The following is a 24,535-nucleotide window of genomic DNA, read 5'->3' as shown; positions in this document are numbered from 1 at the left end:
AGTAGCCTCATAAACTATTCATAAGGAAAATGATATGTCTGCCAGCCATAGTGCCAATACGATCCAAACCGCTAGCACCAATGAACACTATCCGCATTTATTTGAGCCACTAGATTTGGGCTTTACTACGCTAAAAAACCGTATGGTGATGGGCTCGATGCATACTGGGCTTGAAGACCGTTTTTATAATTATGGCAAGCTGGCGGCGTATTTTGCAGAACGTGCCAAGGGAGGCGTAGCAATGATGATCACTGGCGGTATCTCGCCCAATCGCGAAGGTTGGTTGTTGCCTGCTGGCGGAACGATGAATACTAAAGCTGACGTGATTAATCACCAGCGCGTCACCCGTGCTGTGCATAAGCACGACAGCAAAATCATCATGCAGATATTGCACAGTGGTCGCTATGGCTATCATCCATTTGCCGTATCCTCTAGCCCGATTAAGTCACCAATCTCACCGTTTAAACCACGCAAGATGAGCATCAAAAACATCGAGCAAACGGTAAAAGACTATGCTCGCTCAGCCAAACTTGCCAAGCAAGCAGGCTATGATGGTGTCGAAATCATGGGCTCTGAAGGTTATTTGCTCAACCAGTTTTTATCAAGCCATGTGAATAAGCGTAAAGACATTTATGGTGGTGATATTCATGGACGTATGAAGTTCGCTGTTGACGTGGTCAAAGCGGTACGCGCGGCGACTGGCGAAGACTTTATTATTCTATTCCGTTTATCAGTGATTGATTTAGTCAAAGACGGTAACGTCATGGATGAAGTCATCACCGTGGCCAAAGCGTTAGAAGAAGCGGGCGTGACCATCATGAACACTGGCATCGGCTGGCATGAAGCGCGTGTGCCGACTATCGTGACGAGCGTGCCACGAGCCGCTTTCGTTGATTTTACCGCGGAAATCAAAAAGCATATTAGTATCCCGATGATGGCAGCTAACCGTATCAACATGCCAGAAACAGCAGAAGAAATCGTTGCTACTGGTCAAGCTGACATGATTCAAATGGCACGTCCATTCTTGGCTGATGCGCATTGGGTCAATAAAGCCAAAAATGGACAGACAGATCGCATTAACACTTGTATCGCCTGTAACCAAGCCTGCCTCGACCACACATTTGAAAACAAACGCTCGACTTGTTTGGTCAATCCGCAAGCCTGTTATGAGACTGAACTGGTCTATAAGAAAACCAAAAAACCGAAGAAAGTCGCCGTCATCGGTGGCGGTGTTGCTGGTATGTCAGCCGCTCATGTGGCCGCTTTACGTGGTCATGACGTAACTCTGTTTGAAGCAAAAGACGTGCTTGGCGGGCAGTTTAACTACGCCAAAGTCATCCCTGGTAAAGAAGAGTTCTTTGAGACTATTCGCTACTATATCAATGAGCTTGAGCATCTAGGTGTTGAGATTAAACTGAACACCAAAGTCGATAAAGACATGCTTGAAAAGGCTAAGTTCCATCATGTCATCGTGGCAACGGGTGTCGTACCGAGAAGTCTAGAAGGTAAGCTCGAAGGTGCTGAGCTGCCACAAGTCATGAGCTATGCTGAGCTGCTATCTGGCGAAAAAGCAGTGGGTAATACCGTAGCGGTCATCGGTGCTGGTGGTATTGGCTTTGATGTCAGTGAATATCTGACAGCCAATCATGGTCAGTCACTGGATGAAATCGGCCCTGAGGGACTAAAAGATCCAAGCTATCGCCCTGAGCCGCAATCAATCAGCGAGTGGCGCGAAGAGTGGGGTGTGACCAACGATACCGACTATCAAAGTGATGGTGGTCTGGTCAGACCAGCAGCGATCAAACCGATTCGCCAAGTATATTTGATGCAGCGTAGCAAAGGCCGTTTGGGTAGTGGTCTGAACAAAACCTCAGGCTGGGTACATCGTGCGCATATCAAATCGCATGGTGTCATCCAAGTCGCTGGCGTGCAATATGACAAAATCACCAACGAAGGTATCTGGGTGACTAACCCACAAGGTCAAAGCCAGTTATTACGTGTCGATAGCGTCGTCGTCTGTGCGGGTCAAGAGTCAGTCGTTGAGCTGATGCCAAATGTTGGTGATGCACCAGACGCACAATATCACCTAATTGGCGGTGCTAAGCTAGCAGCTGAACTAGATGCTAAACGTGCGATTCGTGATGGTGCTGAGGTTGCTGCTCAGATCTAAACTCTTTAGCATGAGTGTTAAATAATGGACGGCGAGGGGATATCTCTTGCCGTCCTTTTTTATTTAGAATGAAAATTTGACTTATTAAATTAGATCTTCAGTTCAACTTATATTTATTCTGAGAGAATATAGAGTTTTTGCTCACTTACTCACGCTCTAATACAATACCGTCAAAATACCCTCGCATACCACAATGCAGTCTTCTATATTGATCATCCATATCTCTTAATAATAATTGAGTCTGGCCTTTATAAGTTGCTGGATATAAACGCAGCTCAATGATTTTATTTGGCTGATCATCGTTGATGACCCAGTGATTCTGTGACCATATGGCTTTACTCTCTCCTAAATCACAGGTATGAGCATTGGTAAAAATCAAAACGCCCTCGATAATAGAAAGATAAGGTTTATTAGCGACACTATGAATCGATACCGTGTTTTTTGCCTCTCCCGTATCTTCCCAGCGCTGAGTACCTGAATTGTATATTGAGATTTGAGAGGTTTGAGAAAACTTACCAAAGGCACTTTTACTCGGTAAATCAGAAGGACTTAACTCATCTGAAAAATTCCAAGCCACACCGTAACTGCTTTGCTCTTCGATATACTCTTTATACTCGCGTATCAGACATTCTTCACTTTTACAGGTATTACGCTGAAACGTAAGCCATGTGCGTTGATTCGCAATGGACCTATTTTTAAAGGCTTTGCTGTCTTCATAGTCAGAAGAGGTGGCAAGATTGCTTTTATATTTCTTCGCCATTGCGTCATCAAGCTTAGAAAGCTCAGGGCTGTCACAGACGGTTTTTTCTACCCAACTAGCCGCTTTGTTGCAATCAAAACTTGCTGAATTGGCATAAGTGGAGAGTAGGCAAGTGCCTAAAATACCGATTGTAGTGATGCATAACTTTTTCATATTACCCTCATTTTTTAGAGCTTGATTGTATTTTAAGAACGCTATAACTGTGATATACGTGTCATCATCACTATCTGCAAAAAACGAATCAGTCCATCCATCCTAGCCCAACTAACCAGCCTCACTCATTTACCAACTGCCAATATTTTCCATCGAAATCCAAGGCTCAATAGGTTCTAAGTCTTCGCCATTTTGTAGCAGCTCAATTGAGATGTTATTAGGGTCTTTAACAAAAGCCATATGGCCATCTCTAGGCGGTCTTAATATCTCGATCCCTGCCTGTATAAAGGTGTCGCACTGTGCGTATATGTTATCGACTCTAAAGGCAAAGTGCCCAAAATTATCGCCATTGGTATATTCTCTTTCATCCCAGTTGTGTGTCACCTCAATCTCTGGCGCACCCTCATGCGTTGCTAAAAAATATAAGCTGAATCTGCCTGATTCAGAGTCTTTCTTTCTTAGCAGTTGTAAGCCCATAAGGTCACAATAGAAAAATAACGTTTCTTCTAGTTTGTTGGTTCTAATCATTGCATGTAAGTACTTCATGAAAATACCTTAATATTGATTATTCATAAAAAATGGAGTAATGGTAGGGTGCTTGTTATGCATCATTAATATACAAAATCTCAGATGGCGTATGTATGGTATCAATACCGTTAATTACATAAAGCGCCTTTGTGTCAGTAAATTTTTATCAAGCAGTGCAAGCAGCACACTCTATAATACTTGCTAGATTAAATCTGACGTCGCAAAATCTAACCTTCCATCTCACTAACTAACCATTTTTCAAAATCACTCACTTGCGCTGCCAGTTCAGGTTGCGCTTTTGCTAACTCATCGAGTTTAGCTTGAATCTCTTTCTTGTTATATCTAATACCAGTTAATGTCTCTTTAAGTAAGTCAATAAGCTCAACGTTGAGCGCATCAGAGAAGATGACAACTTCGGTAATCATCGCCTGCTTCACATCCATATGCACATCCATCATGCCCCAATCAAAGCGCGTCTCGATATGATGAGTAAACTCAGGCGTTTTACCAAAACGCCAATCCCAGTCTGCCATCTGCTGATAGTAAGCGTTTAGCGTTGGTTGCTTAGCAAGGCTAGCCTCATCTAATTGCTCGACCTGTGCAGTCTCTCCATAATATTCACAAAACGCTTCGATAATCGCATCAGACAAGGTATCGTGATTGATAGTCTCATTAAAATCTACCAAGTTTGCCACGCGAGCACGCACAGATTTGATGCCTTTTGCTTTAAGCTTTAATGGATGCGGGTTTAGATAGTCGCCAAGCTTTTGCATATTGGCATTGACCAACAATGTGCCATGATGAAAGCTACGATCGGCTGCATGTCTAAATGCGCTGCCCGATATTTTGCGGTCGCCGACCTGCATATCGTTACGACCAGACAGCGTGGCGTCTATGCCGAGTTTCTTAAGCGCATTGATGATGACGGTGAAGTTTGCTTCTTGATCGTAAGCATCACTGGGCGATAAAAAAGTAAAATTGGTATTACCCAAGTCATGGAACACAGCGCCGCCGCCGCTCTGACGCCGTGCTAAAAAGACATCGTCTGCTTCCATCTTATCGGTTTTGCACTCTACCCATGGATTTTGTGAGCGTCCAATAACCACGGTCTCAGAGTTTCGCCATAAAAATAGAGTATGCGAGTCGGGGTTGAGCGTATTAAATATCCAATCCTCGGTGGCAAGATTAAACCAAGGATTGGTCACAGCAGATTTTAGGATGCGCAGTTTCATGTATTTGACTCTTTAATAAACTGGGTTGGTGAGTAGGTTTTATAAATAGGTAGCATCATTCTTACCGATGCAAGCTTGTAATTCAATGGCTGTCTAACAGAGAGGTTGATTTTATCAGTGGCTTTGACAGTGGTGAAGACGTTGAGCATATAGAGAAAACGGTGAAAAAATTTCATAGAGGATGGTGCTAAGGTTGATGCTTCAGTTTTTAGCGGGCGGCAATAAAAGCCAAGCAAAACGCTCAGCTTTATTGCACTATGAATTGCCAGAGTACTTTGTTCTATTTAGCACAAATCTCCCACTGCGATTTTGTACTAAGATAACATTGCATAACTGCTTTACCAGACTGCGCATAGGCATCACTGACGATACGCTGATTGGTTGGCAGACGATATCTGATGATCGCTGGCTCGTCATTGACGGTGGTCGTCCATCCAGTCACTTCATTACGGTCATTATAGTTTGCACTGGTAGAGGTTGCCATTTTGCCAAATCCTGGCAGGTTATAGGAGACCTGTCTAAAACTATAACTCATCGCTGCACCCTCAGCGCCCTCATACTGACAGTTTAGCTTTTTTTGCAGTTTATCTTGTTTATAAACATAGCAAGTGGTCTCATCTGAGAACTGACCAACCCCGCAAAAACCTGCCGTTGCAACTGACATCATACCGACAAATAACGCTATCCTTTTCATAATCATTCCTCAATAATTTATAAATCCTACTAATGATGTTTGCCATCTATTTTTTGTATGGCCAAATACTAACCAATACCTTTTAGATAGTAGAAAATTAGTAAACAAATATCAACTAATATACTTAAGTAAAACCTGAACTGATGTATTAAAGCTACTTCTATCATTAGCATTATTAAGAGTAGCTGTTATAAGGTAGTGATATAAGCAGGATTTACTATGACCGTGAATCTATTTTTGTAGATATTGAATGGATGACTTACTTAAGGATGACTTTCGAGTTCTTTAGTATGTGAATAGAAAGGCGCTGGAATAGGCTAAAGTATAAGAAATATAGGATCAGCGCTGCTTGCTATATGCTGCTTAATAAAAAGGATTTGTCCAGATTTATAAATTATCAAAAGGTGAAAACCTTAAAACTGTGCTAGGAAAATTAATAAGTGGATAAAAACTCACTATAAACTTTATAAAAAATTACCCATCAAACAATTAAAAAGTTATCATCATGAGTTTTTAATCACATGATAGTTTTTACAACGCATCAGACGCTTATGACCGACACGAGTTGGCAAACGCAGTCTAAGCGCTTAATAGGATTACCCAATGACCAACCGTGACCTCATCATCTTTGTGACGCTCTCTTTTATGTGGTCACTCTCTTTCGTTTTTTATCGCATTGGCGTGCCTGAGTTTGGCTCATTGGCATTCGCCAGTTTGCGTGTGATATTCGCCGGATTGGTCATGTTGGTCTTTGTATTGCTCAATAAGAAAAACAGAGTCGGCATCAAGGAGCATTGGAAAATGCTAGCGCTCGTTGGCTTGTTTTCAGCAGCGCTGCCCTTTGTGTTGTTCTCGTTTTCCGCGCAATCAGTGAACGCAGGCGTGTTAGCCGTGCTAAATGCTTCTGTACCGATGATGAGTGGTTTTATCGCTAGAGTCTTCTTCAAAGATAGGCTATCAAAAAAACAAGCACTCGGTTTGGTCATCGGAGTGATTGGGGTAATCATACTGATGAGCGAAAGCTTATTTGGTGGCGGTGAGCCAGGCAAAGGGTTGGTCGAAGGTCTACTACCGATGGGCTACGCGCTACTGGCCTGTGTGGGTTATGCGCTTGGGGCCAACATCACCAAAAACTATCTGTATGAGGTATCGCCAGTCGCTATCACCGCAGGATCGCTCATTATCGGTAGTATCATTATGCTGCCTGTAGCCTTTAATGAGTTCCCATATGGTAAAGATATCAGCATAAAGGCGTGGGTATCAGTGATCTGTATCGGTGTATTTTCGACTGCCATTGCCCTTATTTTTATGAATCAGCTGATTAAAAATATTGGCCCGACGCGCGCCACCAGTATCACCTTGGTAATTCCCATTTTTGCCATTATTTTAGGGTATCTACTACTTGGTGAAGCCCTTAATATCCAAGCCATCATCGGCTCAGTAGTGATATTGTTTGGCACATATTTGTCACTTGAGCTATCTATCAAAAAAATGCTACAACCAAAGAATCCCACGCGGGCGACGTGAGTTTAAGCTACGGTAAACTGTCTTCGTAGCCTTTAATTATAAAGATTCGAATATCTAAATATTGGTGTTTCCGTTTGTAAATATTGCTTGGAATAATCGCATCTGCCCCCTATAAAGAACTCGGCTTATGAGTAGTGTACTTCGCAAACTATAGAACGACAGCTAAGTGCTACCTACTAATATAAGTGCTATTTATTACCAATAATAGTAAACCTGATAGTAAGGTTTAAAACAATAAACAGGGCTTTTTATGGCACACGATAATCTATTTGAAACCGTCAAGATGGGTACCCAAACCCTAAAAAACCGCATCATTATGGCACCGTTGACGCGTCTGCGTTCGGTTGAGCCAAGCGATGTACCAACAGCACTTGCAAGCGAATATTATTCACAGCGTGCAGGTTCTGGCTTGGTAATCACTGAGGCGACGCAAGTATCTTTCCAAGCGAAAGGCTATGCTGGCGCGCCAGGCGTTCATACCAAAGACCAAATCACTGCATGGAAAACCATCGTAGATAACGTCCATGCTAAAGGTGGCAAAATCGTCGTACAGCTATGGCACACGGGCTTAGTTTCTCACGAGAGTGTACAGCCAGACGGCAAAGCGCCTATCTCTGCTTCTAACGTTGATGTTGGTGTACGTACCTCACTACGTGACAGCGATAACCAAGCCATTCGTGTAGATGCAACGCCGCCTCGTCCAGCCACACTTGAAGAAATTAAACAAGTTATCGCTGACTTTGGTCAAGCAACTAAGAACGCCAAAGAAGCGGGTTTTGATGGGGTAGAGATTCATGGTGCTCACGGTTACCTATTGCATCAGTTCTGGGTTGAGCAAACCAACCAACGTGATGATGAATACGGCGGTAGCCGCGAAAACCGTGCGCGCTTGACGCTTGATGTTATCGATGCGTGTGTAGACGCTTGGGATGCAGATCATGTTGGTATTCGTATTTCACCACTTGGTACGTTCAACAACGTAGAAGCTGGATATAACGAAGACGAAAATATCTGGATGATTGAGCAGATCAACAAACGCGGCATCATGTATCTGCATCTGTCAGAGCCAGATTGGGCAGGTGGTACGCCGTATAGCGAAGACTTCCGTAAGCGTGTGCGTGCTGCTTTTGATCAAATGATTATCGCAGCTGGTGGCTACACTGCCGAAAAAGCAGAGCAAAATGTGAAAGCAGGTTATATCGATGCAGTCGCCTTTGGCCGTGACTATATCGCGAACCCTGATTTGGCTGAGCGCATTCAAAAAGGCGCGCCACTCAATGAGCAGCATCCAGAGTCTTTCTATGGTGGCGGTGCTGAAGGTTATACCGACTATCCATTTTTAGACCAAGCGTAATAGTTAGATTTTTAGCTAAATAACGCAACATGAAAAGGCCGCTTAACTAGCAATAGTTGAGCGGCTTTTTTTTATGCTTAGACTTTCATTATTTGCCGAAAATGCCTATTTGATAATCACGGAAGGTTTGTCTTAGTTCTTCTTGAGTATTCATGACAAAGGGACCGTGACCTGCGACCGGTTCACCGATTGGCTCACCGCTTAGCAATAGCAATTTGATAGGTATGTCTTCATCGGTAGTTGCAGGGTAGGTTAATTCGATAGTATCAGTAGCAGGTAATGATGAATGTTCAGATTGAGTGCCTACATGATTTCGAATAGGCGCTGAAAATTCTATCAAACTCCCTGCGCTGACGGCTGTACCGTTGACCAATACTTGACCTTCTTGTACCAGCAGTAGGGTGTTGTGCGTTTTCGGCACTTGTAGCGTGGTTGTACCTGCTGTATGTAGCTCAATATCCCACATATTGACTGGCGTAAAGGTCGTTGCTGCTCCCGTTATCCCATGCCAGTCACCGGCAATAATGGCAGCTTGGCCGATGACAGTTTGCTCATCGCTATTGTCTATCAGATTGACGATAGGCATATCAGCACGTTTGATAGATTGGTATTTGGGGTCGGTCAGTTTGTGGGCGCTTGGCAAGTTGACCCATAACTGCACCATACTAAATATACCACCACGTTGCCCAAAGGCTTCAGAGTGGAACTCTTCGTGCAGAATACCGCGACCAGCAGTCATCCACTGTACATCACCTTCTAAAATATCGCCGCGCCCACCTGTTGAGTCTGCATGGCTAATCTCACCTGAATAAGCGATGGTTACGGTTTCAAAACCTTTGTGTGGATGCAGTCCAACACCATGCGGTTGCAGTTTATAATCAGGATTGGGTAAAAAGGTCGTAGGCTTACCGTAGTCAAATAATAAAAAGGGATCGGTATGGCTGTAGTTAAAATCAGGATTATTATCGAGATGGTTGATTAGGGTTTTTACGAAAAACCCATCACCTACCCAATGCGGCTTTTTATCACCATGAATATGCTTGATTGGACGCATGGATTACCTCATAAGTCTAAGTGGCATTGCTATCAATAGGATGAATGCCTTACGTTAATTCTACTATAAAAATAGACTTATGTTGTGTTTATTCTCATTGATCTCTAAGATTACTGTCTAAAACCATTTAACTATCATCAAACATACTGTCAGCCATTATCTGAGTACTGATCAATTATTCAAATGCTGACAGACACTAAAGCAACTATTATCGCTATAAATAGGGAGGCCATGGATGTTATTAAACGACTTCACCACTGACAAAACCGCTCGCCCAAGCCCATTGGAAATTATAGCCGCCAAGCCAGCCAGTCACATCAAGCACCTCACCGATAAAGTACAAGCCATCTTGCAAGTTGCTTTGCATCGTTTTTGAAGATACCTCGTCGGTGGTGACGCCGCCGCGTGTGACCTCAGCCGTGCGATAGCCTTCTGTACCAGAGGGCTTGAGCTGCCAGCCATTGAGCGTAGCCCCAAGTTCTGTGAGTCGCTCGTCTTTGATATTGGCCAGTTCTGTATCTTTGATGTCTTCCCACAGATGCGTCTGTAACGCTGCCAATAGCTTCTTGGGTAATGCGTTCTCTGTATTTTCTGCCAATACGGTACGAATCAGTTGGCGTGGGTGTGATTTTTTACGAGCAAGTAAAAGCTCAGTGACATCTATTTCAGGCAACAGATTGATACTGATGGTTTCGCCAGTCTGCCAATAGTTGGAGAGCTGTAGCATGGCAGGGCCAGAGAGACCGCGATGGGTAAATAGGACAGGTAATTTAAAAGAGATATGCTCGTTACTGGCAATAACTGGCAGACTGATACCAGCCAAAGCGCGGATAAGCTCGCCTGTTTTGTCAGTGAAGGTAAACGGTACGAGACTGGCATCAGTAGGCACGAGCGTATGTCCGAACTGCTGTGCCAACTCATAGCCGATACCACTTGCTCCCATGGTCGGGATAGACAGGCCACCAGTAGCGACAACTAAAGACTCACAGCTATAGCGTGTCTGCGCGGACTGAGTGCCGCTCGCGATTTCTTTTTTACCAAGCTTTTTGCTCGTCGTTAGATAAAAGCGTTCGCCGTTATCATGAGCAGCAGTTTTAACATGATCAATTTGAGCATTAAGCTTTACTTGTACGCCTACGGCCGCGCACTCATCTAGCAGCATAGACAAGATGTCTTGTGCCGAGTCGTCACAGAATAGCTGACCATGTTCGCGCTCATGGTAGGCAATCTTATGCGACTCTACCATACCGATAAACTCCCAACTCGGGTAACGACTTAGCGCTGATTTGCAGAAGTGGGGGTTGGCACCAATAAAATGCTCAGGCTCCACAAAGTAATTGGTAAAGTTGCAGCGACCACCACCCGACATCAAAATCTTTTTGCCAGCTTTATTGGCATGATCTAACACCAATACGCGGCGACCACGGCGACCAGCAGTCAGTGCGCAATACAATCCTGAAGCACCAGCACCGATGATAATGACGTCATAGTGGTTATCAATGGATTTTTTGGCTGATGATGGATTACCCACTGATGAATTGCTTGGCTTAACTGGCTTTGCTTGTTTTGGCATTTGACTCATGATGATGACTTATAGAATAGGTTTGAATAGACGATATAAAGTAGCTAATTATACCATGGCAATAATGGCGGTGTTTTTAGGTGAGTAATATAAATAGCTTTTGCCGCTTGCTATAAATCATTGAATAACTTTGATTTTTCTATAGACAATAATTCGTAGTTGGTATAATGTGAATATATGAATATTATTCGCTACTAATGCTGCCATGTTGATTACTTCCTAAAACGCTAGTCGTTTTGATATGAAGAAAATGAATTTCTTTACAAGTAGTTGATGAAAAAGTCAGTCGATTGAACCGCTTATTCAAACATTGTCACGGATGATAATGTTAAGACAAAAGGGACTTTATGGATATCCTACAACTGCTCATTAGCGGGATTGCTAATGGTTGTATATATGGGCTGTTAGCGCTGGGTTTTGTACTCATTTACAAAGCTTCAGAAGCGGTAAACTTCGCCCAAGGCGACATGCTTATGCTCGGTGCCTTTTTAGGCATATCTTTCATCAATGCCGATCAGGCAAACCTTCCCTTCTTATTAGGCATCACCTTTGCTGCTGTCATCATGGGTGCATTTGGCTACTTACTCGATCGTTTTATCCTACGTGGTATTTTTGGTCAACCGCAATTTGCGATGGTCATTCTTACCATCTCGCTTGGATTTTTAATGCGCTTCGTCGCTGGTGTCATCTGGGGACATAGCCCAGTCTCATTACAGACACCATTTTCAGGCAAGATGTTGGCATTAGGCTCGCTGAGTATCGCTTATGTTGACATCATTATCATCATATCTACTATCGCATTAACCTCCATTCTGTACTTCTTTTTTGCCCACACGCGGCTTGGTATTGCGATGCAAGCCAGTAGTCAAAACCAGATGGCAGCCTACTATATGGGTATTCCCGTCAAGCGGGTCAATGGTATCGTTTGGGCATTGTCAGGGGTGGTTGCTGCACTTGCTGGAATACTCTTTGCGGCCAAAGGCGCCATCGAACCCTCTGTCGGATTACTATTCGGTATCAAGGCCTTTGCCGCTGCGGTAATCGGTGGCTTAGGCTCCTTGCCTGGTGCGTTGGCAGGCGGGTTGCTAGTAGGGGTGATAGAGCCCTTTGCTGGTCGTTATCTACCGCTAGGTCTTAGTCAAATTGCGCCTTATGTGGTTATGTTGATCGTACTAATCGTACGTCCGGGCGGTATTTTTTCTCAGGTCAAACAGAAAAAAGTATAGAAGCTTTGATCCAAGGCAGCTTTGATTCAAGGATGACAAAGCGGCCTCCAAATCTTTTCAAGGATGAGTACTGCCCATGAAAGCTCAGTTTAAACACAGCTATGATCAAGATATCAATATCTTCGATGACAAAAGCCAACTCATAAAGTATGGCGTGCTTCTCTTACTATTACTAATGGCGCCTTGGTTGTTGAGCAACTATTACATCAGTGAGCTTAGCGCCATATTGATTTGGTCTATCTCTGGACTGGGTCTGATGCTCTTGACGGGGCACACCGGACAGGTCAGCTTAGGGCATGCCGCCTTTATGGCGATAGGGGCATTTAGCCATATGGCACTGATGGCTCGAGGGTGGAATTTCTTCCCTGCTTTGATTGCCTGTGCACTCATCACTGGGGTTATCGGTGCGATCATCGCCAGACCAATCTTACGAACCAGCGGTATCTATTTAGCCATCGCGACTTTGGCGCTTAGTATTATCGTTGAGGACATCGCTATCGTGGCGGAGCCTATTACGGGCGGCATCTCTGGTACCTTTGCTTCTCCTATCAATCTGTTTGGCTACACCATCGATCGCTACATCACGCCAAAGGCCTTTTATTACTTATGCCTCGCGCTCGTGGTGCTAGTTACCTTAGGTTATATCAACTTACTCAGAAGCGGCACCGGACGATCGTTCTTAGCCATCAGAGACAGCGAAGTATCCGCCCGCGCGCTTGGCGTCAATGTACCGCAAGCCAAAACACTAGCGTTCAGCATATCTTGCGCGATTACCGCTGTTGGCGGCGCTATGTACGGACATTTTGTGCAAGCGGTCAATTATGAGAGCTTCACCGTTATCATCTCCATCACTATCCTCCTGCAGATTGTCATTGGCGGTTTGGGCTCCATACATGGTGCGTTTTTTGGTGCTGTCGTCGTTGTCTTATTGCCACAAGTGATTGCTATCTTAGGCGATATGGTTGGTCAAGGTGCGGGCTCTAGTATCACCAGTATTCCTGGTATTGATACGGCGCTGTTTGCCTTAGTCATTGTCATCATGATCATCTATGAGCCACGCGGTATATACGGTATTTGGATAAAGATACGGACTTGGTTTCAGATGTTTCCGTTATATCGAAAAGGACTGTTTCGCCGTTCTAAAACTTATCTTAAAACGGAGCGTATGCGATGAGCTTATTAAAAGTTGACTCTTTATCTATCGCATTTGGCGGTGTAAAAGCCGTTGATGATATTAGTTTTGAGGTAAACGAGGGCGAGGTATTTACTATCGTAGGACCTAATGGGGCTGGTAAATCAACGATTTTTAACTTAATCAGTCGCTTGTACGAGCCGCTTAGTGGTCGTATTACCTTTGATGGTACTGATATTACCAAGCTACCTGCTCACGATATCGCAAAATTGGGTATTGCCCGTACGTTTCAAAACATCGAGTTGTTTGATCATTCAAGCGTATTACAAAACCTGCTTATCGGTCGCCATTCGCAGCGTAATACGTCGTGGGTACAGGACTTGCTGTTTTTACCAAAAGTGCGCCGTAGCGAGCGCGAGCATCGTTTGCAAGTTGAAAAGATTATAGATTTTTTAGAGTTAGCGCCTTATCGAGATAAGTTGATTGCAGGTTTGCCTTATGGTATTAGAAAAGTGGTCGAAATTGCGCGTGCATTAGCTGCTAACCCCAAGCTTATTTTGCTCGATGAGCCAGCCTCTGGTCTCAGCGTAGAGGAGACGTCCGAGATGGCATGGTGGATCGAAGATATGCAAAAGGATCTTGGCTTGACTATCTTGATGGTAGAGCATGACATGAGTCTTGTGAATCGCGTATCAGATCGCGTATTGGCCGTCACTGAAGGTAAGTTTTTGGCTCAGGGCACAGCAGCTGAGGTGCAAGCCAATCCACAGGTCATTGAAGCCTATCTTGGACAGGAGAGTGTGTAATGTCAGCTATTAAAAAATCACTATCTTCTGCCGCGCCGGCTACTGAAATGAATTTAGTCGACTCTGAAGTAAAGAACAACGTGCTTGAGGTACGAAATCTAGAATCTGCTTATGGTCCAGTGATGGCATTGAGAGGCGTGAGTCTAGAGGTACCCGAAGGCAAAGTGGTCACGATTTTGGGTGCGAATGGGGCGGGCAAGACGACGCTAATGAAAACCATCTCGGGTGTCATCAATCCCCGCAAGGGCGCAGTGTGGTTCCATGGTGAACGTATCGATGGTACTGAGCCTGATCGCTTGGTCAAAAAAGGACTGTCGCACGTACCCGAAGGGCGCGAGGTATTTCCTTTTTTGAATGTCGCCGAAAACTTAGCGATGGGCGCTTATACTCGGCGTGACAAGTCTGAGATACAGCGTGATGTAGAAATGATATATGAGTATTTTCCTATTCTAAAAGATCGCCGTACACAAGCAGCTGGCACGATGTCTGGCGGTCAGCAGCAGATGCTCGCTATCGGTCGAGGACTAATGTCACGACCCTCTCTCATGCTGCTCGATGAGCCGTCTCTTGGGCTGTCTCCATTATTGGTACAGGAGATATTTGCCATTATTCGACGATTAAATAAAGAACAAGGCGTGACGATTCTACTTGTTGAACAAAACGCAAGAGTTGCCTTGGCAGCAGCGGATTACGGTTATGTGTTAGAAACAGGGCGTATTGTCATGGCAGGCTCAGCGGACAAACTGATGCACTCTGATGATATTAAAGAGTTCTATTTGGGACAAACCAAAGATAACACTGCGGAAGCCACTCGGTGGAAACGCAAAAAGACTTGGCGATAATAATCATGACGACCTCTATTGATATTGATGTTAATACTAAAAACAATACTTCACTTTCTCCTACGGATACGGCAGATATGAAAGTAACATCTGCCGCACCAGTATCGTCTCACGATCGCTCTGAAAGTTATGATTACGAGACAGATCGAAAGATACACAACGCGCCTTTCGATCATGCACCTCAAATTCTAGAAGGGTGCGATACGTTGAGCAAACTTTGGCGACAGGTTTGCTTGAGCCGAGGTGACAGGATTGCTCATCGAGAAAAGAGCTTTGGTATTTGGCAGAGTTATAGTTGGCTAGACTATTATCATCATAGCTGCGATATCTGCATGGCACTCGTCGAGCTTGGTCTGAGCAAAGGCGATACTGTGTCTATCTTAAGTGAAGATAATAAGGAATGGCTTTATTTCGATATGGGTGTCTGCGGCGTAGGCGGAATACCTAACGGTGTCTATACGACAGACAGTCCCGAGCAGCTTGCTTATATCCTAAATGACAGCCACTCAAAGTTTCTGATTGTAGAAAACGATGAGCAATTGCATAAATTTTTAGAGATTCGTGAACAGACGCCTAATGTCAAAAAAGTCATTGTCCTTGACCGTAAAGGCTTGCGGAGTCTAGAGGATAATCAGGTTATTTTCCTCGATGAGCTATATACGATTGGTCGAAGTGTTGATAACGCAAGAGAGCGTTTTAGCGATTATATAGATCAAGGTACGCCTAATGACATACGCACCTTAATCTATACCTCTGGCACAACAGGCAATCCAAAAGGCGCTATTTTAACGCACGCCAATGTTCTCTTTGAGCTAAAAACAAGCATAGATATCCTTCCTATTTTACCTACTGATGAGCAGCTCTGCTTTCTGCCCCTATGTCATGTACTCGAACGTTTAACGTCAGTGGATTTGCCTATCCATCGAGGTTGTATCGTCAATTTTGCTGAGAGTACAGAGACGGTATTTGAGAATATGAAAGAAGTATCGCCTGATACTTTTACCGCTGTGCCTAGACTGTGGGAAAAAATGTACGCCTCTATCAGTAATATGCGTAGCGACGCCAGTGCACTCAATGGCTGGGCTTTTGATCAGGCTATAAAAGCAGGTCATGATTACGCTGATATCGTGATGGCAGGCAATACTCCTACGACAGGTCAACGACTGCGTTACGAGTTTTGGAACCGACTGGTGCTATATAAAATTCGTGACCTGATAGGTATGAGTAATATTCGCCGTGCTACTACTGGTGCTGCGCCTATATCGCTAGATATTATTCGCTGGTTTCATGCGATAGGGGTGCCTATCTATGAAGGCTATGGCATGACCGAAAGTGCGGGCGTAATATCGGTCAATACCCCTGAAGCACAGATGGCCGGCAGCGTAGGCAAGGCACTACCAGACTCTGAAGTCCGTATCGCCGACAATGGGGAGATACTCGTAAAAGGGGCTAACGTGTTTGCAGGCTACTGGAATAAGCCAGAAAAAACCGCTGAGGACTTACGTGATGGCTGGCTACATACGGGTGATGTTGGTGAGATTAGAGACGGTTATATATTTATCACAGGTCGTATCAAGGACATTATTATCACTGCAGGCGGCAAGAACGTCACACCAGCTGCGATTGAAAGCAAACTTAAATTTTCACCTTATATTTCAGATGCAGTTGTCATTGGCGATAAGCGGAAGTATTTGACTTGTCTGATCATGATAGATCAAGAAAACGTTGAAAAATATGCGCAAGACAATCAAGTGATGTTTTCAGATTTTCGTTCGTTGTGTCACGCGCCAGAAGTTATCGCCTTGATAGATGAAGTCGTACAGTCTGCTAACGAGACCCTAGCTCAGGTAGAAACCATAAAGCAATTCAGGCTTATAGATGTGTTGCTCAGTCCTGAAGATGACGAATTGACCGCGACGATGAAATTGAAAAGAAATTTGGTTGAGAAAAAGCATCATGCTCTCATCGACTCTATGTACTGATCTAGCTCTCTAATACAGTTTAGTTTAGCACCGTTCAGCTTTTTTGAAGTCGTCTCAACCTCGAAAGTATTAATCTCAAGAGCATCAAACTAACAGCGACTGAGTCGCAAGGAGAAAGGCAATGAAATGGACATTCAAGACGACGCTACTAGCACTCACAGTCGGTACGATGGGTCTAGTAGGGTGTAGTGATCCAGAAACGACCGCAGCGACGGGTACTGATACTGAGGCTGCTACATCTACTTCTACAAGCGATATGCCAGTACAAGGCGTGACCGATACTGAGATTATCTTAGGCGGTGCAAACGATCTATCCGGTCCGTTTGCTGGATTTGGTAATCCTGCAGTCGCCGCAGCCAATATGTATTTTGATGAGGTGAATGCGGCAGGCGGCGTCAATGGACGAAAGATTCGCTATATCGTTGAGGACCATTCTTATCAAGTACCAAAGGCCGTACAGTCTGCGAACAAACTGGTCAGCCGTGATAAAGTGTTTGCTATGCTGATGTCGCTTGGCACACCGCACAACTTAGCAAGTTTCCCTATTATGGATCGTGCCAATGTTCCTAGCATCATGCCGCTCACTTTTGCTCGGGCTATGCAAGAAGAAGGAGATTTCAATCGTCGTTATACCGCTGGTAGTACTTATTATGATTCAATAAAGCTAGGTATGGAGTATCTTATTGCCGAGAACAAAGTTAGCAATTTATGTGTCATGTATATCCCATCAGACTATGGTGAAGAGACCAATGAGGCGGCTAAAGATATCAGCGATAGCAATCCTAACGTCACCCTAGTTCAGTCCAGCTCACATCGTCCTGATGAAACAGACTTTGCTGGCGCAATGGCCAAGTTAAAAGACGCTAAATGTGAGCTTATTGCCTTATCTCTAACCATCCGAGGCGCTATCACAGCGGTCGGTACGGCAAATGCTATGGGCTGGAGTGACGTGAAATTTATCGCTCCTGTAACGGGTTTCCATCCTGCAGTTGCAGCGGCGCCAGGTGGCGCAAGTGAAGGCCTATACTCTGTGTCTTACTATAATGATTTGGCACTAAGAGCGAATGAACCTGAGACTAAAGCTTGGGTTGAGAAGTTTGAAAAAGCCACAGGAGAGGAAGTATCAGCAGGTGCTATTCTTGGTTATCTAGCCGCTAAAGTAACCGTTGATGGTCTAAGCGCAGCAGGTCCTGACTTAAATGCCGACACTTTCAATAAGGGTCTAGAGACCGTCAGCTTTGTCGATGGGGTTACAGGATCTACAGTTGCCATCACGCCTGAGAGCCATGTCGCGATCAATGACATCTACTTGTCGCAAGTACAAAATGGTCAATGGAAAACGGTGACGCAGCTTAAATAATACGTCCTAGGTGTTTAGTGAATTTTCGATAGCAGCAAGCCATACATAAGTATGGCTTGTGTCGTTTATACGCTTTGGGTTTGGCAATAATTTCATTTTATATGTTAACTGTTTTACGATTATTTATAAGTCCAAAACCCTTCTCAATAAAAATAAGCCATAAGTCATAGACAATAAAAATTGACTGGAATAATGAGTCAATTTCCTTATAGCGACTAGATTATTTGTGCCTAAACATACAGATGTACAGTGAAATTGTTATGTTTGGCTTTTGATGTCTTGCAACCGTCACGCTTATTTGTCAAACTAACGATGAGTGTCACACATTATGGAAGATGACTCTTATCGCTTACATGGGGCGCGTCATAGACGTTTATCCGTGTAGGTCATAATAATTAAAAGGGACCCAATACTATGACTCAGAAATCATTTCCTATCTCAGCCGAGTTTATGGCTGCTGCCAATACCACACCTGATAAGTACCTTACAGACTACCAGCAATCTATCGAATCAGCCGAAGCCATTGATGCTTTTTGGGCGAAGCGTGCTGAGCTAATCGACTGGATAAAAAAACCAACCAAGGTCAGTAACGTCAATTATGACTTAGATGATTTTCGCATCAAATGGTTTGAAGATGGTGAGCTGAACATTTCAGTCAACTGTCTTGATCGTCACCTTGAAGAAAACCCATACAAGCCGGCTATCATCTGGGAAGGTGATCACCCTTCATTGCACAAAATCATTTCTTTTAAAGAGTTACATGAAGCTGTCTGCCGCTTAGGTAATTCATTGCGCAAGCTTGGCGTTGTAAAAGGTGACCGCGTAACGTTATATATGCCGATGATACCGGAAGCCATGGTAGCGATGCTGGCATGTGCGCGTATCGGTGCGGTGCATTCAGTGGTGTTTGGTGGTTTTTCTGCCGAGAGTCTGGGCAATCGCTTGATAGACAGCCGCTCAAAAGTTGTTATTACCGCTGATGAAGGTTTACGCGGCGGCAAGCACACACCGCTAAAAGCCAACGTCGATCACGCACTCGATATGGATGGTACTGAGAGTGTCGAAAAAGTCATCGTCGTTCATCGTACGGGTAACTCTATACCGATGAGTGGCCGCCGTGATGTGTGGTATCACAATTTGGTCGATGGTCAATCAGAGATCTGCGAGCCTGAAGTCATGAACGCCGAAGACCCGCTATTCTTATTATATACGTCTGGCTCTACTGGTAAGCCAAAAGGTGTAGTGCACACTACAGGCGGCTATATTACCTATGCTATCTCAACGTTCCGTGATGTTTTTGATATCAAAGAAGATGACGTCTACTGGTGTACGGCAGATGTGGGCTGGATTACCGGTCACACGTACTCGACCTATGCACCACTGGCCAATGGTACGACGACCGTAATGTTCGAAGGTGTGCCAGAGCATCCAACATGGGCGCGTATTGGTCATATTATCGATAAGCATGATGTGACTATTTTATACACTGCACCGACAGCCATTCGCGCAATGATGAAAGAGGGCGACGCCTTCGTTCGAGAATCGGATCGTTCTAGTTTGCGTCTGCTAGGTTCGGTCGGTGAGCCGATCAACCCAGAAGCGTGGGACTGGTATTACAATGTCGTCGGTGATGGTAAATGTCCTATCGTCGATACATGGTGGCAGACCGAGACAGGCGGCATCTTAATGGCGCCAATACCAGGTACGGTCGATCTCAAACCGGGCGCGGCAATGACGCCGCTATACGGGGTAAAACCAGAAGTCGTCGATAGTGATGGTGCGATTTTAGAAGGCCCTGCAGAAGGCAACTTGGTGATCAGTAGCGGCTGGCCAGGGCAGATGCGTACTATCTATAATGATCATCCACGCTTTTTGAAGACTTACTTTAGCGATTATCCGGGTCATTATTTCACGGGTGATGGCGCACAGCGTGATGAAGATGGGCATTACTGGATTACTGGTCGTGTCGACGATGTACTCAACGTTGCAGGGCATCGCTTGGGCACAGCAGAGATTGAGAGCGCCGTGGTTGCGCATCCTGCAACTGCTGAAGCTGCGATTGTCGGTATGCCGCATGAGATACGCGGTACAGGCATCTGTGCATTTATTATTCTAAAATCGGGTGAAGAAAAAACTGACGATCTAAAAGCAGAATTAAAACGCCATGTGCGTGCTGAGATTGGACCAATTGCGACTTTAGATGCCATTTATATGGTTGATGCACTACCAAAAACGCGCTCAGGAAAAATCATGCGCCGTATCTTGCGTAACCTTGCAGCAGGGCAATATGTGGGACTGGGCGACCTATCTACGCTTGCCGATAGCTCGGTGATTAATGACTTGGTCGAAGAAGTCAAAGCGGGCCGCGGAGAGTAAGTCAGTCTGATAACGAATTTATAGTGTTATGGATAGTGACTCAATACTAGCCATTAATATTTGCATATCAAAGTTAAATAAAAGCCATGTTATCGAGAATAGCATGGCTTTTTTACGTAGACGATATTGATATTGGCGCATTTTGAAGGTTCAATAATGCTAACAAGACAACATCGCTACCATTTTAATTGACGAGTCACTCGGTACTTACTAGGCTAACTAATTAATATAGTAGCGACTCATAAATACTTTATAAGGTCTACTGTCATCATGACTGATCATGCTTTGTGCTCAACTGTTCTATCTGCCCCAAAAATCGCCATCATCGGTGGAGGCTTAACTGGATTGCTTACCGCAACACTATTAGAGCGCGCGTCAAACCAGACAGGCTCGTCATCTAACACCCCGCAAATCACTATCTTTGAAAAATCACGTAGTGTAGGCCGTTTAGCGACCCGCTATCGCAGCGATAGTAAAACTGATAAAAACTGGCAATGGTCATTCGGTGCGCAGTTTTTTACTGCGAAAACTACTGACTTTCAACAATTTATCGCGGCTTGGTTAGATACAGGGTTGCTGAAGCCATGGTGTGCTGAAATGATTGAGTTAACGCCAGCAAGTGACAATGGGCAATCGCCTAATATCCAAAGTAAAGAACAATGGGACGCGGTGCATGCACGCTATATTAGCACACCAAAAATGACCAGTTGGGGCCGTGAATTGGCCGCCGCGCTCAAGCACACGACTATAGTATTTAAGACCCGTGTCGCACCGCTCACTCAGTATTTGCACCATCAAAGCCCGCAGCAGTCTCAGCGCCAGATCCAGCACCAAACTCATAATCAAACTCATAATCAAACTTTTAATCAAACTTTTAATCAAACTTTTAATCAAAACAGCAAGCAAACTGAGCTATTTGACGAAACTGGAGCCAGTCTGGGTTGGTTTGATTGGGTGATATTTACAGCGCCAAACGGTCAGGCGGTAGAGCTGATGGCAGATAGCGGGTTTAATCAGCAAGACAAAATTACTAAACCACAAATGCAAGCCTGCTATACGTTGATGCTTGGTTGGGATGATGTGCAAAAACTACCTGAGACATTAAATGGCCAGCTAACACCGCAATGGGATGTCGCTTATTTAAATAGCGCTATTCTCGATAGGATATTTATTGAGCATCAAAAACCTGCTCATGGTGAACTACTACCAAGTGTCACCATTCATGCACGTAACGACTGGTCAGAAGCCCACGTCGATGAGGATATAGAGTTAGTCGAAGAACAATTATTACAGGCGGCAAAACAAGCATTAAATTGGAATGAAGCTAGCGCACCTAGCCAAACAGACTGTCATCGTTGGCGCTATGCAGCTACCATTGTAAATAAGGATACTGAAGAGTTGGGTATTTTAATCGATGCAACCAAGCAGTGGGTCGTCAGTGGTGACTGGTGTGCAAAAGGTAATATAGAAAGCTGCTATCGAATGGCGCAGCAAACCGTTAAGGCAATCATGCAAACGCAGTAAGCGTGATATCCATGCTCATTATTTTACATTGTTTAGAACTAAGGCTTATTTCAAAGCTAACGTTTAAGTGATATTTGGGCAGTATAAAAACTCGATATTTAGCAAAACGTAAGAAAAAAAAGGCCCACAGAGGAGGTACTGTGGGCTGAGGAAAACGGGTCATGTATTAGCTACACAGGCCGTGGTCAAGAGTTGTTGTAATTATTGGTGCTCTCTACTGTTATTTATAAGGGTAATAATCATCAATACAATAGGTGGAGATATTTACTTAGCTATTTATATTTACTGATTTAAGTGTACAAGTGTTCTGGTACAGTCGCTATGATAGCGCAATTGAGTGCTGTCTGGCGGCTTTGGTTACAGTATATTACGTTGTAAAAATCCAAAAGACGCCAAGACTGGTATGAAGTACTGATATTTAGAGTAAGTAGCGGAGCTTTATGATGCAATTATCAATAAAGGCTGCCAATAATTTCAATAGCTTATGTCGATAGAAGGCCATCTAGACAATCTTGATACCTTTCTTGATACCTTTGATAACTCAATCGCTGCAGAGATGGCATGACGCCTTGTCCGAAAAATGCTAAGCTATCTGCCATTATTATGTTCATATTAAACTGGGTTTGCCATGACTGACAGCACGCATTTGCATACGCAGGAAGAACCGCCAAGTTCGCAAAATACCAAGAGTATTTTTAACTTGCCTAACAACCTTACGATTGCGCGTATCTTGATGATTCCGCTATTTGTCGCGATTGCTTATTGGCCGCCAGCCATGGGTATTGGTATGCCTGCGATTTCAGACAATGTCATTGCACGCGTTGGGATGAGCGAGTTTAGCGATAGTTTGTTGCGCCATTTATTATTGACTGGCGTTTTTATTATTGCCGCGATTACCGATTGGCTTGATGGATATTTTGCTCGTAAACTTAATGTCATGTCAGCCTTTGGTCGCTTTTTGGACCCTGTTGCTGATAAATTGATGGTGGCGGTTGCGCTCATCGTTCTGGTACAGTGGCATCCCAATATCATTATGGCAATAGCGGCTATCGTCATTATTTCGCGCGAGATCGCAGTATCAGCATTACGCGAATGGATGGCAGAGTTGGGCAAAAGCACTAGCGTCGCCGTATCTTATGTTGGCAAATTAAAGACCACGTTTCAGATGGTGGCAATTACCGTACTACTACTTAACTGGCAGTCGCTTGAAACCATCGGTTATGTATTAATGGTCGCCGCTGTGATACTTACCCTATGGTCGATGATGATTTATCTAAAAGCTGCTTGGCCTTATTTAAAGCAAAGCGGTTAACTCCATAAGACAAAAGTAATCAGCATAAAACTTAAACAATAAAAAACGCCAGTCGCATTAGCCACTGGCGTTTTTGTTTTTGCTACTTATAAATCAGACAACTTATAGTGTCACTGAGTTGTTCTCACCTAAGTTGGTCGCTTTTTTGCCATCCATTACCGCAGCAGTAGTCATCTTAAACATATTGACTACTGAGCTACCGCTTAGCCAGTATTCTGCACCATGTGGGACGACTTTGATTAATTGGACATTTGGATCTTCTTTACCTTGCTCATAAAACGCATTGTAAATTGGCGACCATAGCTCGTCTAACTTCTCTTGGTCTTCGACCAATTCTGCTTTACCGTTAATCGAGACATAATCTTTTGAATCTTGACTGACATAGGCCAAATTCACTTGCGGGTCTTTTTCAATATCTTTGATGGTTTCAGTAGTTTTATCACCAATGAACCAAATCTCTTTTGCACCAATGCTCGTCTCGCTAGTGGTCATTGGGCAGGCATGTAAATGGCCTTCGTGAGTACGAGTGGTCATCATGGCAAATTTCACTTCTTTTACCAGTTCTTGTACTTTATCGATATGGTCTTGTCTACTCATAATAAATTTCCTTTTTTATAGTGTTTTAATTGGGCTTATATAGCGTTGTTTTAATTAGCCGAATTGAACAGTTGATTATTTATAGTAATTTTTCTTTAGGCTAGATATGTTTAACCATCGAATAAAACTAAAAATTAAACGTCATCGTCGCCTTAACAACTGAGACTAGAATACCGAGTTGTCACCCTACATTTATATAGGTTCCCAGTAATGCGATGTGAGTGTTTGTAAGGAATATGAAGGTTAGGTAAAAATTGTGACAGCGTAGATTTGGGCGTTCCATTTTTCGATGGATAATTCAAAAAAGACTTAAAAAGATACTTT

19 protein-coding genes are annotated in these 24,535 nt (G+C 44.0%); 12 read left to right on the top strand and 7 right to left on the bottom strand.

The features are described from left to right. Positions 1-34: 34 nt before the first annotated feature. On the top strand, positions 35-2,170 hold the full coding sequence (locus ACHEVO_RS08075; RefSeq protein ID WP_394124560.1) for an FAD-dependent oxidoreductase: 2,136 nt from the start codon (positions 35-37) through the stop codon (positions 2,168-2,170). 145 nt (positions 2,171-2,315) lie between these two features. Here ACHEVO_RS08075 and ACHEVO_RS08070 read toward each other — a convergent pair whose 3' ends face one another. From ACHEVO_RS08070 to ACHEVO_RS08055, 4 genes are all read right to left on the bottom strand, one after another. Then, positions 2,316-3,083: a lysozyme inhibitor LprI family protein gene (locus ACHEVO_RS08070; protein WP_394124559.1), complete on the bottom strand. Its 768-nt coding sequence runs from the start codon at positions 3,081-3,083 to the stop codon at positions 2,316-2,318. A 129-nt stretch (positions 3,084-3,212) separates the two neighbouring features. Further along, a complete protein-coding gene (locus ACHEVO_RS08065; RefSeq protein ID WP_191114585.1) occupies positions 3,213-3,629 on the bottom strand; it encodes a VOC family protein in 417 nt (138 codons plus the stop codon). Between the two features lie 209 nt (positions 3,630-3,838). Beyond that, positions 3,839-4,843, bottom strand: coding sequence for a lipoate--protein ligase (locus ACHEVO_RS08060; RefSeq protein WP_394124558.1), 1,005 nt, complete (start codon positions 4,841-4,843; stop codon positions 3,839-3,841). A gap of 280 nt (positions 4,844-5,123) precedes the next feature. Then, positions 5,124-5,537 (bottom strand): hypothetical protein, encoded by a 414-nt coding sequence (locus ACHEVO_RS08055; protein WP_102094644.1) that lies wholly within the window; start codon positions 5,535-5,537, stop codon positions 5,124-5,126. 603 nt (positions 5,538-6,140) lie between these two features. Here ACHEVO_RS08055 and ACHEVO_RS08050 point away from each other — a divergent pair. After that, the gene (locus ACHEVO_RS08050) at positions 6,141-7,064 is read left to right on the top strand and encodes a DMT family transporter (protein ID WP_394124557.1); all 924 of its coding nucleotides are present in this window, start codon (positions 6,141-6,143) and stop codon (positions 7,062-7,064) included. A gap of 250 nt (positions 7,065-7,314) precedes the next feature. Then, positions 7,315-8,418, top strand: coding sequence for an alkene reductase (gene nemA, locus ACHEVO_RS08045; RefSeq protein ID WP_201568238.1), 1,104 nt, complete (start codon positions 7,315-7,317; stop codon positions 8,416-8,418). Between the two features lie 88 nt (positions 8,419-8,506). On the opposite strand, the gene ACHEVO_RS08040 is transcribed toward nemA, so the two are convergent. Both ACHEVO_RS08040 and ACHEVO_RS08035 read right to left on the bottom strand, forming a co-directional pair. Then, a complete protein-coding gene (locus tag ACHEVO_RS08040; RefSeq protein WP_394124556.1) occupies positions 8,507-9,472 on the bottom strand; it encodes a pirin family protein in 966 nt (321 codons plus the stop codon). A 241-nt stretch (positions 9,473-9,713) separates the two neighbouring features. Then, a complete protein-coding gene (locus ACHEVO_RS08035) occupies positions 9,714-11,054 on the bottom strand; it encodes a BaiN/RdsA family NAD(P)/FAD-dependent oxidoreductase (protein ID WP_394124555.1) in 1,341 nt (446 codons plus the stop codon). 347 nt (positions 11,055-11,401) lie between these two features. Between ACHEVO_RS08035 and ACHEVO_RS08030 the strand changes: the two genes are divergently transcribed. From ACHEVO_RS08030 to pgsA, 9 genes are all read left to right on the top strand, one after another. Continuing rightward, a complete protein-coding gene (locus tag ACHEVO_RS08030) occupies positions 11,402-12,280 on the top strand; it encodes a branched-chain amino acid ABC transporter permease (protein WP_057758078.1) in 879 nt (292 codons plus the stop codon). Positions 12,281-12,356: 76 nt separating this feature from the next. Next, the gene (locus ACHEVO_RS08025) at positions 12,357-13,454 is read left to right on the top strand and encodes a branched-chain amino acid ABC transporter permease (protein ID WP_201548966.1); all 1,098 of its coding nucleotides are present in this window, start codon (positions 12,357-12,359) and stop codon (positions 13,452-13,454) included. After that, complete coding sequence (locus ACHEVO_RS08020; protein WP_394124554.1) at positions 13,451-14,218, top strand: ABC transporter ATP-binding protein; 768 nt, start codon at positions 13,451-13,453, stop codon at positions 14,216-14,218. The genes ACHEVO_RS08025 and ACHEVO_RS08020 overlap by 4 nt, the downstream gene beginning before the upstream one ends. Beyond that, positions 14,218-15,060 (top strand): ABC transporter ATP-binding protein, encoded by an 843-nt coding sequence (locus ACHEVO_RS08015; RefSeq protein ID WP_010196012.1) that lies wholly within the window; start codon positions 14,218-14,220, stop codon positions 15,058-15,060. The genes ACHEVO_RS08020 and ACHEVO_RS08015 overlap by 1 nt, the downstream gene beginning before the upstream one ends. Positions 15,061-15,065: 5 nt before the next feature. Then, positions 15,066-17,042 (top strand): AMP-dependent synthetase/ligase, encoded by a 1,977-nt coding sequence (locus ACHEVO_RS08010; protein ID WP_394124553.1) that lies wholly within the window; start codon positions 15,066-15,068, stop codon positions 17,040-17,042. 121 nt (positions 17,043-17,163) lie between these two features. After that, positions 17,164-18,402, top strand: coding sequence for an ABC transporter substrate-binding protein (locus ACHEVO_RS08005; RefSeq protein WP_379543611.1), 1,239 nt, complete (start codon positions 17,164-17,166; stop codon positions 18,400-18,402). Positions 18,403-18,816: 414 nt separating this feature from the next. After that, a complete protein-coding gene (gene acs / locus ACHEVO_RS08000; RefSeq protein WP_394124552.1) occupies positions 18,817-20,778 on the top strand; it encodes an acetate--CoA ligase in 1,962 nt (653 codons plus the stop codon). 270 nt (positions 20,779-21,048) lie between these two features. Then, positions 21,049-22,302: an NAD(P)/FAD-dependent oxidoreductase gene (locus ACHEVO_RS07995; protein WP_394124551.1), complete on the top strand. Its 1,254-nt coding sequence runs from the start codon at positions 21,049-21,051 to the stop codon at positions 22,300-22,302. A gap of 628 nt (positions 22,303-22,930) precedes the next feature. After that, positions 22,931-23,614: a CDP-diacylglycerol--glycerol-3-phosphate 3-phosphatidyltransferase gene (pgsA, locus tag ACHEVO_RS07990; protein ID WP_057758088.1), complete on the top strand. Its 684-nt coding sequence runs from the start codon at positions 22,931-22,933 to the stop codon at positions 23,612-23,614. 102 nt (positions 23,615-23,716) lie between these two features. On the opposite strand, the gene ACHEVO_RS07985 is transcribed toward pgsA, so the two are convergent. Further along, the gene (locus ACHEVO_RS07985; protein WP_057758090.1) at positions 23,717-24,211 is read right to left on the bottom strand and encodes a pyridoxamine 5'-phosphate oxidase family protein; all 495 of its coding nucleotides are present in this window, start codon (positions 24,209-24,211) and stop codon (positions 23,717-23,719) included. Between the last annotated feature and the right edge of the window lie 324 nt (positions 24,212-24,535).

The organism is Psychrobacter nivimaris, assembly GCF_043419765.1.
Classification (GTDB): Bacteria; Pseudomonadota; Gammaproteobacteria; order Pseudomonadales; family Moraxellaceae; genus Psychrobacter.
This window is presented reverse-complemented; position numbering and strand designations above follow the sequence as displayed.